12 protein-coding genes are annotated in these 15799 nt (G+C 32.8%); 7 read left to right on the top strand and 5 right to left on the bottom strand.

Features of this window, described 5'->3' with window-relative positions; genetic code table 11:
- Window positions 1-726: 726 nt before the first annotated feature.
- Together aceA and aceB are read right to left on the bottom strand one after the other, a co-directional pair.
- Entirely contained in the window at window positions 727-2001 is a 1275-nt protein-coding gene (aceA, locus tag QYS48_RS02640) for an isocitrate lyase (RefSeq protein ID WP_308357408.1), read from the bottom strand.
- 26 nt (window positions 2002-2027) lie between these two features.
- Window positions 2028-3623 carry a malate synthase A gene (aceB, locus tag QYS48_RS02635; protein ID WP_308357407.1) on the bottom strand — a complete coding sequence of 532 codons (1596 nt, stop codon included), beginning with the start codon at window positions 3621-3623 and terminating at the stop codon, window positions 2028-2030.
- 207 nt (window positions 3624-3830) lie between these two features.
- Here aceB and QYS48_RS02630 point away from each other — a divergent pair, with 207 nt between their 5' ends.
- From QYS48_RS02630 to QYS48_RS02620, 3 genes are all read left to right on the top strand, one after another.
- Window positions 3831-5318 carry an XRE family transcriptional regulator gene (locus tag QYS48_RS02630; protein WP_308357406.1) on the top strand — a complete coding sequence of 496 codons (1488 nt, stop codon included), beginning with the start codon at window positions 3831-3833 and terminating at the stop codon, window positions 5316-5318.
- Between the two features lie 67 nt (window positions 5319-5385).
- Window positions 5386-5589 (top strand): DUF2892 domain-containing protein, encoded by a 204-nt coding sequence (locus QYS48_RS02625; RefSeq protein ID WP_302103834.1) that lies wholly within the window; start codon window positions 5386-5388, stop codon window positions 5587-5589.
- A gap of 115 nt (window positions 5590-5704) precedes the next feature.
- Complete coding sequence (locus tag QYS48_RS02620; protein WP_302103835.1) at window positions 5705-6148, top strand: Rrf2 family transcriptional regulator; 444 nt, start codon at window positions 5705-5707, stop codon at window positions 6146-6148.
- A gap of 17 nt (window positions 6149-6165) precedes the next feature.
- Here the strand turns inward: QYS48_RS02620 and QYS48_RS02615 are convergent, their stop codons facing one another.
- The 3 genes from QYS48_RS02615 to QYS48_RS02605 form a co-directional block, all read right to left on the bottom strand.
- A complete protein-coding gene (locus tag QYS48_RS02615) occupies window positions 6166-9372 on the bottom strand; it encodes an ATP-binding protein (protein WP_308357405.1) in 3207 nt (1068 codons plus the stop codon).
- A gap of 278 nt (window positions 9373-9650) precedes the next feature.
- Window positions 9651-10157, bottom strand: coding sequence for a hypothetical protein (locus QYS48_RS02610; protein ID WP_308357404.1), 507 nt, complete (start codon window positions 10155-10157; stop codon window positions 9651-9653).
- A gap of 470 nt (window positions 10158-10627) precedes the next feature.
- Complete coding sequence (locus tag QYS48_RS02605; protein ID WP_308357403.1) at window positions 10628-11896, bottom strand: asparagine synthetase B; 1269 nt, start codon at window positions 11894-11896, stop codon at window positions 10628-10630.
- 137 nt (window positions 11897-12033) lie between these two features.
- Here QYS48_RS02605 and QYS48_RS02600 point away from each other — a divergent pair, with 137 nt between their 5' ends.
- The 4 genes from QYS48_RS02600 to QYS48_RS02585 all read left to right on the top strand — a co-directional run bounded on the left by QYS48_RS02600 (window position 12034) and on the right by QYS48_RS02585 (window position 15779).
- On the top strand, window positions 12034-13272 hold the full coding sequence (locus tag QYS48_RS02600; RefSeq protein ID WP_308357402.1) for an ABC transporter permease: 1239 nt from the start codon (window positions 12034-12036) through the stop codon (window positions 13270-13272).
- A 13-nt stretch (window positions 13273-13285) separates the two neighbouring features.
- Window positions 13286-14065 (top strand): hypothetical protein, encoded by a 780-nt coding sequence (locus tag QYS48_RS02595; protein WP_308357401.1) that lies wholly within the window; start codon window positions 13286-13288, stop codon window positions 14063-14065.
- A gap of 170 nt (window positions 14066-14235) precedes the next feature.
- A complete protein-coding gene (locus tag QYS48_RS02590) occupies window positions 14236-15171 on the top strand; it encodes a S8 family serine peptidase (protein WP_308357400.1) in 936 nt (311 codons plus the stop codon).
- A gap of 41 nt (window positions 15172-15212) precedes the next feature.
- On the top strand, window positions 15213-15779 hold the full coding sequence (locus QYS48_RS02585) for a S8/S53 family peptidase (RefSeq protein ID WP_302104156.1): 567 nt from the start codon (window positions 15213-15215) through the stop codon (window positions 15777-15779).
- Window positions 15780-15799: the final 20 nt, after the last annotated feature.

The raw sequence follows: 15799 nt of genomic DNA, 5'->3' as shown, positions 1-15799 counted from the left end.
CAGAAATACATCCGATATAAGATGTAATTTGATTAGTTTTCAGTGTAAATCTGAATTTGATTTTATGCAATAAACTTACATCAAATTCAAAACTGAGAAATGAGCAATACTTAGAATAAAAATTGTTAGAAAAGCCGTGGTGGAGGAGAGTCTTGATCTAAATAGAGGTAAAGTAGTCTCGAAATAATGAATTTATTAAAAGACTTAACATGTTTAAAAACATAAAATTTTAAGGTAGAGAATTCGAATTTAAATTCAGTATTACAAAAACTTAATATAATAATTGATTGAGAGTTCTGAGTCTCATTTTGATTAATTTGAATAGGTTTGTGAGAAGATTTTATGTTGTTAACCTTTTTACAGTAAGGATTGTAAAAAGAAATGATACTAGGGTCAAGCAAATTATTAAGCCCTTTGGCGTCTACCGCCAATGACTTTCCTACAAAAATGTAGATTAATAAAATTGCTATCTTAACCTTGTAACTCATGTGCAAAATATAAATTGCACAATAATATAATATTTATTTGTATCATTTGTAACATATAGGATATAATTCTTTTAAAGGCAGTAATTTCCATATATAATTATTTAAAATAAGCTTTCATATCCTACATCTATTTTGGGAACCTAAAGAAGATAGTGTAAAAAAAAAGACCTCAATTAAGAAGTCTTTTAATATTAACCACAATTAACTGTGGACTACGGAAACGAAATTTAAATTAGTTTTAAAACTGAGCTTCTTCAGTGGAACCTTTCAAAGCTGTTGTTGAAGCCTTTCCTTGTGTTACGGCATTTTGAACCGCATCAAAATATCCTGTACCTACAAAGGCTTGGTGTTTAACGGCTTTAAAGCCTTGTTTTTGTAACGCAAATTCCCTCTGTTGTAATTCAGAGTAACCTGCCATGCCTTTATTTTTATAGGCAGTAGCTAATTCGAACATGGCGGTATTTAAAGCGTGGAATCCAGCTAAAGTAATGAACTGAAATTTATACCCCATTTCAGCTAATTTCTCTCTGTATTCTAGCATCTCATTTTCTGTTAACTTAGCCGCCCAATTGAAAGAAGGGGAGCAATTGTAGGCCAACATTTTATCAGGATATTTTTCCTTTATCGCTTGAGCAAATTCTCGGGCTTCTCCTAAATCTGGATGTGAAGTTTCACACCATACCAAATCCGCATAAGGAGCATAGGACAAACCTCTGCTAATCGCTTGTTCTAATCCATTTTTTACTCCAAAGAATCCTTCAGAAGATCGCTCACCCGTTAAGAATTCACGGTCTCTTTCATCAACATCTGAAGTTAAAAGGTTAGCAGCATCAGCATCTGTTCTAGCAATGATGAGCGTTGGCACATCCATCACATCTGTTGCTAGGCGAGCTGAAATTAATTTATTTATGGCTTCTTGTGTTGGTACTAATACTTTCCCTCCTAAATGACCACATTTTTTGGCAGATGATAATTGATCTTCAAAATGAACTCCTGCAGCACCCGCTTCTATCATGCCTTTCATCAGTTCAAAAGCATTTAAATTGCCACCAAAACCAGCTTCAGCATCTGCAACGATAGGCGCCATCCAGTGGATATCACCTTCTCCACTAACAGATTGAATTTGATCTGCTCTTAATAGAGCATTATTGATTCTTTTCACCACATTTGGTACGCTGTCCGCAGGATATAAACTTTGATCAGGATACATTTGTCCGGCCAAGTTAGCATCTGCCGCTACTTGCCATCCACTTAAATAGATTGCTTTTAATCCAGCTTGAACTTCCTGTACTGCTTGATTACCAGTTAAGGCACCCAATCCCGCCACATAATCTTCCGATTTCAACAGATTCCATAATCTTTCTGCTCCTAAACGTGCTAAGCTATGATCAATTTTTACAGTACCAGCAAGCTTAACTACTTCTTCTGCAGTATAAGTCCTTTCCACATCTTTCCATCTTGGGTTAGTATCCCATTCTGCAATTAGTTTATTAATTTTTTCTTGAGTATTCATATTTTTAAGATTTAAAGGTTATTTGTTTATTGTAAATGAGGGTATGCTTTCAAGGTCAAGAAGTCCTCAAATTCTTCACTTTTCACTAGCTTTTTAAGTAAATCTCTGGCAATAGCTAGCTTTCCACTTTCTACTCTTTCCTGGCCTAATAATTCTTTTACTTTTTCTGTTTCTTCCTCAAGGAGCATACAGAATAAGGCTCTATTAAATATCTTACCACATTTCAGAGATACTTGGTGATGATACCATTGCCATAGTTGCGCTCTGCTAATTTCAGCGGTGGCTGCATCTTCCATTAAATTGTAAATGGCAGCTGCTCCTATGCCTTGTAACCATGATTCTATATACAGCAGAGCAACATTAATATTCATTCTTACTCCTTTTTCTGTAATTTCACCATACATTACTTGAGGAGATGTTAAAGCTGATGCTGAAGTGGAAAACTCTTCTCTTAAAATATGTTTCTGATGTGGTTGATCGCCTATGATTTGATCAAATACTGCTTCTACACTTGGGATTAATGCGGGATGGGCTACCCAGCTGCCATCATATCCTGCTAGAGCCTCTTCAGTTTTGTCATTTCTTACGGTATCAAATATTTTTTCATTCTTCTCTTTATCCTTTGTTGGGATGAAAGCAGACATCCCACCTATAGCATGGGCGCCACGTTTATGGCAGGTTTTCACTAATAAATTAGCATAAGCCTTCATAAAAGGCACTTGCATTGTCACTTGATTCCTATCGGGAAGGATATAATCTGGTTTATGTCTGAATTTTTTAATGAAACTGAAAATGTAATCCCATCTTCCTGCATTCAATCCAGCCATATGCTCTCTCAGTTCATAAATAATTTCTTCCATTTGAAATGCAGCAGTAATGGTTTCAATTAGAACAGTAGCTTTTATGGTTCCATTGGGAATACCTAATTCATTTTGAGCAAATTCAAACACTTCATTCCATAATCTAGCTTCAAATCGATTTTCGAGTTTGGGAAGATAAAAATATGGACCGCTACCTTGTCTGATTAATTCGTGTGCATTATGAAAGAAGTATAAGCCAAAATCAAACAATGAAGCAGATATAGGTTCGCCATTTACCAAGAAGTTTTTTTCGGAGAGATGCCATCCTCTTGGGCGAACTTTTAAAACTGCTCTATCCTTATTCAGTTTATATTTTTTACCGTTAGGTGCAGTAAAATCTACTTGATTTCTTATTGCATCATATAGATTTATTTGACCCTCCATTATGTTTTTCCAACTTGGACTGGTGGCATCTTCAAAGTCAGCCATGAAAACTTTAGCGCCAGAATTCAAAGCGTTTATGATCATTTTTCTGTCAACAGGTCCTGTGATTTCCACTTTTCTATTTTGTAAATCCTTTGGTAATGGATCGATTGACCAATTAGGATCATTTCTGATGTCCTCAGTAGTTTTAGGGAAATTTAAGTTTTTACCGTTTCTTAGTTGGTCATAAACTTGCTCACGTTTTCCAATCAATTCATACCTATTATCACTAAACTTTTCATGTAGTCTGTTCAAAAACGAGATTGCCTCATCAGTTAAAAGATTAAATTCTTTTTGCTTCGGTTTTCTGCTCTGTAATTGTTCGATTGATGTTTCCATTTGATTATCAGATTTTTAAATGATCGATGCTTCAAATGTAGGTTAGCGAAAATTAATTTACAAGCGAATATTCGCTGTAAGAAATTATTCGCTATATTAGCGAATGATAAAGAAAGGGCTATACTTAGAAATAGCTAGATAAAAAAAAATGAAAAAAGTTTGTTCGCTTAACTGGTGAAGGATATCAAAAGGAAAATATTTGAATAAATGTCAGTATCTCAAGAAAATGTAAAGCTAATTTTTGGATTGAAAGTAAGGCAATTAAGAATTGAAAAAGGGCTTTCTTTTACTCAATTATCAAAACTTACGGGTTTATCAGCCTCCTATTTAAATGAAATAGAGAAGGGTAAAAAATATCCGAAAATTGAGAAAATAAATATACTTTCTGATGCGCTTGAAATCAATTTCGATGATTTAGTTTCTTTACAATTAAGTAAGAAGCTAGCTCCTTTGGGTGAATTATTACAATCTAATTTATTTAAAGAATTACCTCTAGAGCTTCTAGGGATAGAACCAGCTCATTTATTAGATTTATTAAGTAATGCTCCTGCAAAACTTGGTGCTTTCATTAGTACTCTTATTGAGATCAGCAGAAATTACGGTTTAAGAGTGGAAAGCTTGTATTTGAATATGCTACGATCCTATCAGGAAATGCATGATAATTATTTCCAATCTTTAGAGGATGAAGTGATAGCTTTTAAGGAGAAATATTTATCGAAGCATACTTTCCCTTTTAGCTATGAGCAATTATATGAAATTTTGAATGAACAGTTTAATTATCAAGTTTGGCCAAAGGGGTTAGAACATCATCAGGAGTTAAAAGCCTTAAGATCCATGACTATTCAAGGAGAAAAGCCGCAGTTATTAATGAATCCTAAATTGACAGAGCAGCAACAGGTTTTTACGATGGCTAAAGAATTAGGATATCAATTTTTGAAATTAAATCCGCGACCTTTTACCTCAAGCTGGGTTTCTGTTAACTCTTTTGAGGAGATGTTGAATAATTATAAGGCTTCTTATTTTGCTTGCGCTCTCTTACTCCCTGCGAAAGAATTTACTGATGATTTAAAATCATTTATTTCACAGCCACAATGTAATTCTGAAATAATATATAATATTTTAGAAAAGTATAGATGTACACCAGAAATGTTGATGCATCGGATCACAAACCTATTACCCAAAGAGTTTGGGGTTAAAGAGTTGTTCTTTTTAAGGTTTAGCACTTCCGATAATCAAACTTTTAAGCTCACCAAAGAAATGCATCTGTCTGGATTGCATAATCCACATGGTACTGCTCTGGACCAACACTATTGTAGAAGATGGGCATCAATAGAAATTCTCAAAGAGCTTCAAAATGACAATGTTGTTGCTGAAGATACTGTTAGATGTAAAGTTCAGAAAAGTAAATATGTTAATTCAGATAATGAATATTTGATCATAAGCTTAGCCAAGTCAAGCAATAAAAATATAGGTCAAAATAGTAGCGTTTCCATTGGTTTGTTAATCACTCCTCAAATGAAGAAAAGAATAAGTTTTCATAATGATCCTACGATTCCGATTAGAATTGTAAATGAGACTTGTGAGACATGTCCACTGTATGATTGCAAAGAAAGAGCTGCCAAACCTTATGTATATGAAGCCAAACAGCAATTAGATGCAATGAAAAAGGCTGTGGAACTCATGATTAATTCTTGATTTTAAATTTATTAGGTGAGAAACTCAAGAAAATCGTATATTAGGATATAACAAAACACTAATTATTATGAAGGCAAATATGGGAACGGCTGATAAAGCAATCAGAATTTTATTAGCTATCACAGTGGGTATTTTATATTATTTTGGAGTTATTTCGGGTACATTAGCTATAATTCTAGGAGTATTGGCTATCATTTTTATAGCTACTAGCTTTATCAGTTTCTGTCCACTTTATTTACCATTTGGAATATCAACCCGGAAGAAATCATAATCAAACAAGCGATACTAATTCAGTATCGCTTGTTTATATAAGAATGCTCAATTCAATTGTTATTGTTTTTGTAAAAACACCTTCCTTTTTATAATCAAAGTGTATATTTGCCATCATGATTTCAAAGAAGTCTAAATATGCAATTAATGCTTTAGTGCATTTAGGAAGAAAGTACGGGGGTGGTCCTATTCTCATTAGCACTATAGCTGAAGAAGAAAATATTCCTCAAAAGTTCTTAGAAGCTATACTGTTAGAATTAAAGAATGATGGGATATTAGGAAGCAAAAAAGGCAAAGGGGGAGGCTACTATTTAAGAAGAGAACCCGAAAACGTGAATTTAGCTCAAGTTCTTCGTTTGTTTGATGGGGCTATAGCCTTATTACCCTGCGTTACTTTTAAGTTTTACGAACGCTGTGAAGAATGCAAAGATGAAGAAACCTGCTCTATAAGAGAGGCTTTTCTAAAAGTGCGTAATGAAACCGTTAAGATTTTTAAAAATCAGACACTCAAGACTTTAGTAGAAAAAGAGAAAAAATTAATAGCTAAAAAGAAAAGCTAATACTCTAAAAAAGGAAGTTATTCTTTGTTCAACGGAAATTTGATAATAATTCTGGTGAAATTGTGTTCTTCCGATTCACATTCTAATTTTGCTCCTATTTTTTCAACGGCTACTTTAACTAAATAAAGTCCAAGCCCATTACCAATCGATTTTTCAGAACCTCTGTAAAACATTTCAAATATTTTAGGAAGTTGTTTTTCAGGTATTCCTATACCATTATCTTCAATAGAAAGATAAAAAGTGTTTGTTTTTCTTATTGTACTAAGTTTTATTTCTTTTTGTGGTTTATCGTCATCAAAATAGGTTAAGGCATTCTCTAACAAATTAAGTAAAATGAGTTCTAACATTTTTACATCAGTTTTCAACTCATTTTCATTTTGTAAATCAAATTTAAATTTAAATTGAGATTGTTCAACCAATGGACTAATTCTATCCATAACATCTCTAAATACTGTAGGAATGTCAATACTATTATATTCAATTTTTGAATTATAAATATTATGGACTTGCGTAAGTTTAGCTAAGAGAATATCCATCTCTTTGGTTGTTTTTTCAATTAAATCTAAATATTTATCAGATTTGGCTTCAGGGTTTTCATATCTTGCAAGAGCTAAAATCCCTTTAATCCTACTTATAGGGCCTTTTAAATCATGAGAAGTTTTATAGGTGAAAGTGTCTAAGTCTTTATTGGTCTGCTGAAGCTTTCTTATTGTATCTTTAATTTTTGCTGTTCGCTTTTCAACTCGTTCTTCAAGAGCATGGTTGAGTTCTTGAAGTTTCTCATTGGTGGTGATTATTTTTTGCTGCGAGCTTTCTAATTCTTCATTTTTTTCTAATATGTCATCACGCTGCTGGCTTATTTCTTCATTTAAATTTTGCATTTTGACTAATTGCTTTTCAATAACCCTTTTTTGCTGCATTACTTCAAATGTTCTATCGGCTACAATGAGTTTTAGCTTTTTTCGGTGTTGACGAACTCTATATGTATAAGCTAACATTAAAAACCAGATAATACCTACAGTTATAACACTAAAAATTAGATATGCCCAGGTGGTTTGATACCAGGGTGGAAGAATACTAAATGTATAAGTAGCTGTGGCTCCTTCTACATCATATAAGTTTTTAGATTTAACCTTAAAGGTGTAATTACCTGCTGGTAAGTTGGTATACTCTTTATTGTTTATTGAGGTCCAGCTAGACCATTTTTTGTCAAACCCTTCTAATTTATATGAGTATTGATTTCTTTTAGGTTGCTCATAAAATAATGCACTAAAACCAAATTTTATGTTATTGTTATGAAAAGGAATTTCCAGTGTATTATTTTCATTCTGCACCATTGTGAGTGTTGGAATAGAATCACTGGTTCTATAGGTTTTATATAAGCCTGTTGAAATAATAGAATCTCCTAGGCTTACTTCCTTTATATAAGTATTGAATGGGATATTGTAGTTTACTCTAATTCTATCATTGAATCGATACAATCCTTCATTTCCAGCTATCCAAATAATACTATCTTCAATTTCGTCAACATATATAGTTGAAAAAGTTTGATTTGGAATTGCTTTTAATGCTTGGGTGATTTTTAAATAACTACCGTCTTTTTGTCGCTCATATTTTATTACCGATTGTTTTTGTGATTCTTCAATCACAGTAATCCAGTAATTACCGAATTTGTCCTGATCAATATTGTTGATGTTTAATTTCTCAGAGGTAATTTTTGTATGTGGAACAAATAAATCGCTTGAATCAGCCTTCGGTCTTGCATTAAGAGTATAAAAGCCTTTTGTGGTAGAAAATAAGATTTCATCATCAAGAGTTTTTAATATATTGATCCCACTAACATCTGGTAATCCGTGTTTTTGATTGAAAAATTCCCATTTTGGATGACCATTATTCTCATTAATCAAATAGATTCCTTCAGATTTGTAACTTAACCAATGTATAGAGTCAAGGCTTAGTATGCTGTTACAAATCCCATTAATATCAGGTATATAATTGCCAGATTCTTCAGTTTGTGTATTATATTTAATTATTCCATCTCTGTAGGATGTGAGTAATAATTTGTTTTTACTTGATTTAAATGAGTTTGAAATACCTAAGCTTGGTATTTTTTTAGTTAATGAGGTGTTATTAAATTTATAAATACCATTATCTCCAAAAGCATAAAGGTTACTTTCATTATTTATTAGATTAAAAAGTCTTCCTTCTGATTTATCAATTAAATAAAGCTTTTTGTGGTCGTCAAATGTATAGAGTCCATTAAAAGTTGCTAAAAAGAGCTGCCCATTAATATTAAGAATATTATTTATAGGCTCATCTATTCCGAGTTTTTCACTCCAATACATTATTTGTTTGTTCGATTGAATTCTGGTTATTCCTTTTTGATGCATTGACCAAATACCAAATTGCTTATCGGAATTTATATTAATATTAATTTGGGTTGGTAAGCCATTATCGATGTTAAGCTGATTGAAAATGGAATCGTTATAGTTAAAGTTAAAAATCCCATTATTTACAGTTGATACCCAAAAGGAATTGTTTTTATAGTTTTCTTTTGTTAATGACAAGATTGAATTTCCAAAAGGATAACTATTACCATTACTAAACAAGGAATCATTTTTGAAGATATATCCTTGATTTTCTCGAATACTAATTAAAAATTTCTCATTCGGTTTTACTCCATTAACAATATTATTCCGTATCAATGCTGGAGATTTTTCATTAAGATTTGAAAGAGGAACTAGAGTATCATTTTTTAATTTTAATAGGGGCTGATCATTTTGTTTAACATATAGGAAATTATTATAAGTAAAAGCCCCAAATGCTCTGTTGGTTTCCCAAGTTTTAAGACCCGATTGATTGTATCGAATCAGAAAATCTCTTGTTAAAAAATATACGTCATTTTTGATACTAACTATCTGTAATATTTGGCCAATTCTGTTTTTATTTAATTTTGAACGCAAAGTTGTGTAAGAAATATTACCTAAGGTATCAAGATCTAAGAATCCAAATTCATCATTACTACCTATGAAAACTCTTTCATTTGAATCTTTATGTATGGATCGAACAAGTTTACCTCCTTTTATATCAATGAGTCTCCATTCAATCCCGTCAAATCTTAAAACTCCACTTAAATTAGCAAAAAACATTAACCCATTATCTAGCTGAGTCATATCCCAATTTGAAACGCCTGCTTTATAATCTTTAGCAGAGTAATGCTGCATTGGGGGTGAAAAATAGGTTTGACTAATCGCTTTTGAATTAAATAATTTTGGAAACAAAATTATTATAAGAAAGAAAAATATCTTTCGAATTGAGGAGGATGCTATAATATAGGTGAAATTCTTTTTCAAATTGGTTTTCCAAAATATCTGAAATAGAAATATATTGAAATAATCTGAGAATTATTAGATTTTTTGACGTAGGGTTTTTGGATTGAGAATAAAAAAACGGCAATAGTAAAAAGAATTACTAATGCCGTTTTGAAAATTACGATAGCAATTTATTTCTTAATAGAATGAATCTTCTTTTGACTAAACTTTACTGGGAACTCGTCATACCATTTAATTACTGTTTCTGGCCCCAATTTATCATAAATGTATGAAAGTTGCTGTGACAATTTCTCTCCTTGTGATTCTTCAAACTTTTGCTTTTCTATTTCGCTATCAAACCCTATTATTTTCTCTGAAGCAGGAGTAGGCTCATGATGAATGAATAAATTTAGTTTCTCATGACAAAATTTTTGATAAAGACGGGTGTGCAAAATAAATGTATGCCACATCTCATCGATTATCAGTAATGAATTATCAATAAAAAGTCGAAACCCCTTTTTCTCCTTTATATTTTCAGAAGCTAACCATAACCATTTTTTGGTTTCTTGAAGAATTTCTTCGGCTTCTTCTCGGTCAACGGAATATCTTTCCATAAAACCTTCTACAATGATTTGGTCTTCATCACTATCTAATGCAGAAAGTAATTCTTTATTAGTATTTGAAACCAACTGACTCATGTTTTTAAAATTGCTTTACGGAATTATCAATTTGTTTCGCAAATAATGATACAGGCAGATTGTAAAGAATTATTTTTCTTTACAATTCTCTTTAACAATTGTTCTTTTTCTAAGTTAACTTTCGTGTTGCTTTTTTGTGTAGAAGTTCTCATTTCTTGTACTTTTTAGAGTTATTTTAAAATTTGAGGATGCAAAAGTACGGAGCTCATTTTATTAAGCAAGGAAAAGTATAACGATTTGAAATAGTGTATTTTAACCGATTTAATAAATCATGAAATATTCAACTTTATTATTAGTTATAGTATATAATTACTTAAACAGTTAATGCTATTTTAAAAGAAATTTAAGGTAATATTTTATATTTTTTTTACCATAAAATTTAATATTCCAAAGAATCGTTGTCTTCACCACTTATTATTCTATCAGTTGAAATTGTATTTTAGTAATAATTGTAATTCCTTTTCCCATTATCAAGTCTTCTTCTTTTTCTTTTTAGCTGCTGGAAATAGGATATTATTTAATATCAATCTGTAGCCTGGTGAATTAGGGTGCAAATTTAAATCTGTAGGCGGTTCACCTACAAAATGCTGGTAATCTTCAGGATCATGCCCTCCATAAAAAGTCCAAAAGCCTTTGCCAAATATTCCGTGAATATATCGAGCTTCATTAATCTCATCATTCTCACCTAATATTACGACATCAGGTTTTATTAATGACTTTCGATAGGCAGTAGTTTGTCCCATAAATCCTTTAATCAGTTTTTCATGATTTTGAGTTAGCATAGTAGGGATTGGATCCCATTTAGCTGAAAACTCAAATAAGGTAAAGAAATCATTTCCTTCTTTTATACCGGGTCTGTCAATTTGGTTTTGGTCAATATTTGAATATTCGTACTCTAATGGGTTCATTTCTAATTTGAAATCCTCAAAAGCTAAAGTTTGCTCATAATCTAGTTTTTCTTGAGCGTTCGGATCTGCAGGATCACCATCATACATTCTAGCAGCTATATCAACACCAGCTGCAGCCAAGGCTATATCGTAAGTATCAGTAGCAGAACACATGGCAAATAAGAAGCCTCCCTTGTTGACAAAACCTCTGATCTTTTGAGTGATAGCTAATTTTAATTGACTTACTTTTCTGAAACCATGTTTTTTGGCCATGGCTTCATATTCTTTTTGTTGTTCAATATACCAGGGTTGATTTGCGTAGCTCCTATAAAATTTACCGTATTGCCCAGTGAAATCCTCATGATGAAGATGAAGCCAATCATATTCTGATAAACCTTCTGTCATGATTTCATCATCGAAGATTACATCATAAGGAATTTCCGCATAAGTGAGTACAAGTGTTACGGCATCATCCCAAGGTTGTTTTGACTTCGGTGAATATACTGCGATTTTAGGAACCTTATTCAGTCGCATTGCATCTTTATTAGAAGAAGGGCTCGCTATCTCATCCAATAAACTATTAGCATTGGCATCAGAAATAATTTCATAGCTAATGCCCCTAATGATTAATTCATTAATAATGGATTGTCGACTTTCTATCAGAAAGCTCCCGCCTCGGTAATTCAATAACCAATCAATCGGAATTTCTTTTTCTAAAATCCAATAGGCTACTCCGTAGGCTTTCAAATGATTGGCCTGTTCTTTATCCATTGGAACTAGAATTTGATTGGCGAATAGAATATTTGCCGGAAAGAAGCTTATAAAAAGGTATAGCGTAATATTTTTAATCATAGTAAAGGGAAAATAAATCACTTATCAATGTATAACTAATTATAATTAATGGAGTTTCAAATTAAAGTTTTATACATTTATGTAATAAATCGTGTATAATCACATTAAATTATTAAAATTTACAAAAAATAATTGATTTGGATTACCTAGAAAACATAAAAGAAGGCGTAAGGTCGATTAAAGGAAATCGGTTAAGAACTATTTTAACGGCAGCTATTATTGCTATTGGAATCACTGCATTAGTGGGTATACTTACCGCTATTGATGGTATTCAGAATTCAGTTAGTGGTAATTTAGCGGGACTAGGTGCCAATAATTTTGACATAGAAGCAAGAGGACAGGATGGAAGAAGAGGTACATCTCAAGGAAAGAAAGAGAAAAGTTATGAACCTATAGGTTACAAAGAAGCTTTACTTTTTAAAAGTAAATATAATTATGCTGGTAATGTGTCTATTTATACTAGAATAACCGGAAGTGCTGAATTAAAATATAAATCAGAGAAAACTACACCTACCATCAGAGTCTATGCCTCTGATGAAAACTATTTAATACAGAAAGCTTACGATATTGCTGAAGGAAGGAATTTTTCACCTCTTGAGGTTCAAAATAATAATAAAGTAGTGATTTTAGGTGCTAATGTAGTAGGTAAATTATTTAATGAAAATGTTGATCCTATCAATAAAGACATATCCTTTTTTGGTTCAAGATTTAAGGTGATCGGTGTTCTGGAAGAACAAGGAGGTATGGGAGGTGGAGGTGCCGACCAGTCAATAATAATTCCAATTGGATTATCTACACTTTTTGCTAACCGTACTTTACAATACGCTATTACGGTTTCTTTACCAGATGCAGTAATGATGGATCAAGGAATCGCTGAAGCAACGGGTGTTATGAGAGGGGTTAGAGGAGATGGAATTGGACAAGAGAACTCTTTCAACATTCAAAAAAGTGAATCCTTAGCGGAAAGGTTAGAAGAAATTGCAGGCTACCTCAGAATCGGAGGCTTCGCAATAGGGGCTATTACATTGTTAGGAGCATCTATTGGTCTCATGAATATTATGATGGTTTCAGTAACAGAAAGAACTCGAGAAATCGGAATTAGAAAAGCGATTGGTGCGTCACCTACAAAAATTCGTTTACAGTTTTTATGGGAAGCCATCGTAATATGTCAGATTGGGGGTCTGGCAGGAATTGTATTAGGTATTGCCATCGGAAACGGTATATCGGCTCTCATTAGTGAAGGAGGTTTTGTGGTGCCTTGGGTCTGGATGATTGTAGGATTTACCATTTCTGCATCCGTAGGTTTAATTTCTGGTTATTATCCTGCATTCAAAGCTTCTAAGCTTGATCCTATAGAATCATTACGATATGAATGATTATTAGGGAGTTATGATGAGAAATTACTCGCTTTTATTTTTATTATTTACTATCATATCCTTTTCTTCGATAGGAAAGGATACCTATTTCCGTGGTTTTTACAATGGTGAGAACGTATTTGTTCGTAATCCTTATTTAGGGCAGGGAGCAGGCTTTTGTATTGAGGCCATTTATTTAAATGGACAATTGTTGGTTAAAAACCCTGATGTCTCTGCTTATCAAATTGATATGCAAGGTCTTGAAGTGGACAGCCGGGTAGTGATCAGAATTGTGCACGATGATAGCTGTGAACCAGAACTTACCAATCCTGAAGTAATAAAAGATTTACTTGAATTCAATTGGCTGAAATTTTATGTGGATGAAAATGAAATAATTTGGATTACCACAAAAGAATCGAAAGAAGGTTTTTACATAGTAGAAAAGCAAATTGACAATGAATGGATGATATTGGATACTGTCAAAACCAAAGGGGGTATATTCATCAATCAGCATAGTGTAGAAGCGGATCATAGCTTTGGAGAAAACCTGTACCGAGTACAATATCATGATCTGAAGTTACCTGTAAAATATTCAGAAACCTTCAATTATAAATCAGATAAGCGTGAAATTACATACGCTATAACGGATGATTGGATGATTGAATTTTCTGAGGAGGTTAGCTTCTGGTTGTATAATGCAAATAGTAGAATTATTAAAAGAGGTAAGGATGTTACCTGTGATATTCAAAAATTACCCAAAGGCCGTTACATGTTAAAATATGATGGTAAAGAGGTTTATTTCGATAAGGAATAAACTATAAATTCATCTCTTATATTTTCAATTTCATTTTAGTTTTTTGTTAATGGTAGAGTTTTTATTCTTCAAATAGTGCAAATATTATTCTGCCTTTCATTTGTAAGTTAAATTAATATTTTGCAATTTCATTTTAGTACAGCATAAAACAAAAACCAAAACTAAACACTATGGAAATTAAGAAAATTTTAACATTAATATTAGCAGCCTCAATTTTATGGTCGTGTTCTAATGATGATGAAATGCTGGATATGAAAGATGATTCAGTTGAAATAGTACAAGAAATAGAATTAGTGCCTAAAGAAGATATTGATGCTATTATTATAAAGTCATTGCAAGATAATGATGAGTTCAAATGGTCCCAATTAAATGATGTTCAACTATGGAGCGCCTTAATGCATGCTGATAGTATACTAACTGTAGGATATAAGGCGGAAGGTGAAAGCAACATTAACGAAAGAATAACCTCAATTAATGTTGAGGATCCAAATTGGGTAAAATCTAGAACGGATATAGTAGAAGAAACCCGTTTTGTATTGGAAAGAAAATATCAAAGATCAATCAATAAAGATGATTTGGAACGCTTTTCACATGATGTATTACCTTTTCTTGAAATGAAGATTCTTGATTTAGAGGTAATTAGCAGATTGAGATCAATGGAAAACGTTCGGTATATTGAGCCTTTAAGCTATGAGGTGAATTTTCAAACCTATAATGAGGGTCAAAGATATAGTGATTCGGGTTGCTCAAATGAACCGAATTTTAATATCTCTGGGCTTTACACTACCATTTCTCCAAATGCTAAAATGTCATGGAATTATCCTCAGATGGGAATCAACCAAGCTTGGGAATATAGCACTGGTGCTGGTATTACAATTGGTATGATTGACACAGGTGTTTCTCCAAATCAGGAGAATTTAGGGGGGCAATTCAATTCTGGTTTTTCTCAAGGCAGAACTGTTGAACGTAGAGGAACCTATCAAACTGGAATGTGGTGGTGGAAGGAATACGATGGACCGGATGATAAATGTGGTCATGGCACCTCTATGGCTGGAGTGGCTACCGCGCCAAGGGGAAATGATGGGAATGCTGTTGGTGTAGCTTAAACGCCAATTTAGTAGGCGTTAGAGGAACTAGTGATGTAGTAATAAATGGTGGGAATGAAAAAGATGGAGTAACTGAAGCTTTGGTTTATTTAGGGAACCGATCTGATGTGAAAATCATTAGCATGTCAATAGGAGATGTTTTTAATAATTCTAAAGTAGCGGATGGTATTCGTTATGCTTATGGAAAAGGAAAGTTAATTTTTGCAGCTGCAGGAACTTCTACAAGCTTTACGAATTGGTTTGGTGTAATCTTTCCAGCAAGCATGAATGAAACGGTTGCAGTAACGGGTGTTAAAGAAGGTCAATATAAAAGATGTGATGTTTGTCACTCGGGTAGTAAAGTAGATTTCACTGTAATTATGGAGCAGGCTGGAACAAATGCGCATCCTTTATCAGTAGCCATGAATGGTGATCAACCTTCTACCGTAGGAGGCTCTTCAGTTGCTACTGCTACTACTGCTGGAATAGCGGCTCTTGTTTGGTCAAGAAATCCTGGGTGGAGCAGAAGCCAAGTATTACAAAAAATGAAAGAATCGGCAGATTTTTATCCTAATAGAAACTCAGAATTCGGATATGGTAATTTGAATGCGTTTACTGCTGTTCAATAAATAATTAAATTATATGCTGT

The organism is Marivirga arenosa, from assembly GCF_030503895.2.
GTDB classification, from domain to species: Bacteria; Bacteroidota; Bacteroidia; order Cytophagales; family Cyclobacteriaceae; genus Marivirga; species Marivirga arenosa.
This window is presented reverse-complemented; position numbering and strand designations above follow the sequence as displayed.

What these genes read in the sequence shown, in the direction of transcription:
- aceA (WP_308357408.1), bottom strand. Translation starts at nt 2,001, where the DNA reads ATGAATACTCAAGAAAAAATTAATAAACTAATTGCAGAATGGGATACT.
- aceB (WP_308357407.1), bottom strand. Translation starts at nt 3,623, where the DNA reads ATGGAAACATCAATCGAACAATTACAGAGCAGAAAACCGAAGCAAAAA.
- QYS48_RS02630 (WP_308357406.1), top strand. Translation starts at nt 3,831, where the DNA reads ATGTCAGTATCTCAAGAAAATGTAAAGCTAATTTTTGGATTGAAAGTA.
- QYS48_RS02625 (WP_302103834.1), top strand. Translation starts at nt 5,386, where the DNA reads ATGAAGGCAAATATGGGAACGGCTGATAAAGCAATCAGAATTTTATTA.
- QYS48_RS02620 (WP_302103835.1), top strand. Translation starts at nt 5,705, where the DNA reads ATGATTTCAAAGAAGTCTAAATATGCAATTAATGCTTTAGTGCATTTA.
- QYS48_RS02615 (WP_308357405.1), bottom strand. Translation starts at nt 9,372, where the DNA reads ATGCAGCATTACTCTGCTAAAGATTATAAAGCAGGCGTTTCAAATTGG.
- QYS48_RS02610 (WP_308357404.1), bottom strand. Translation starts at nt 10,157, where the DNA reads ATGAGTCAGTTGGTTTCAAATACTAATAAAGAATTACTTTCTGCATTA.
- QYS48_RS02605 (WP_308357403.1), bottom strand. Translation starts at nt 11,896, where the DNA reads ATGATTAAAAATATTACGCTATACCTTTTTATAAGCTTCTTTCCGGCA.
- QYS48_RS02595 (WP_308357401.1), top strand. Translation starts at nt 13,286, where the DNA reads ATGATGAGAAATTACTCGCTTTTATTTTTATTATTTACTATCATATCC.
- QYS48_RS02590 (WP_308357400.1), top strand. Translation starts at nt 14,236, where the DNA reads ATGGAAATTAAGAAAATTTTAACATTAATATTAGCAGCCTCAATTTTA.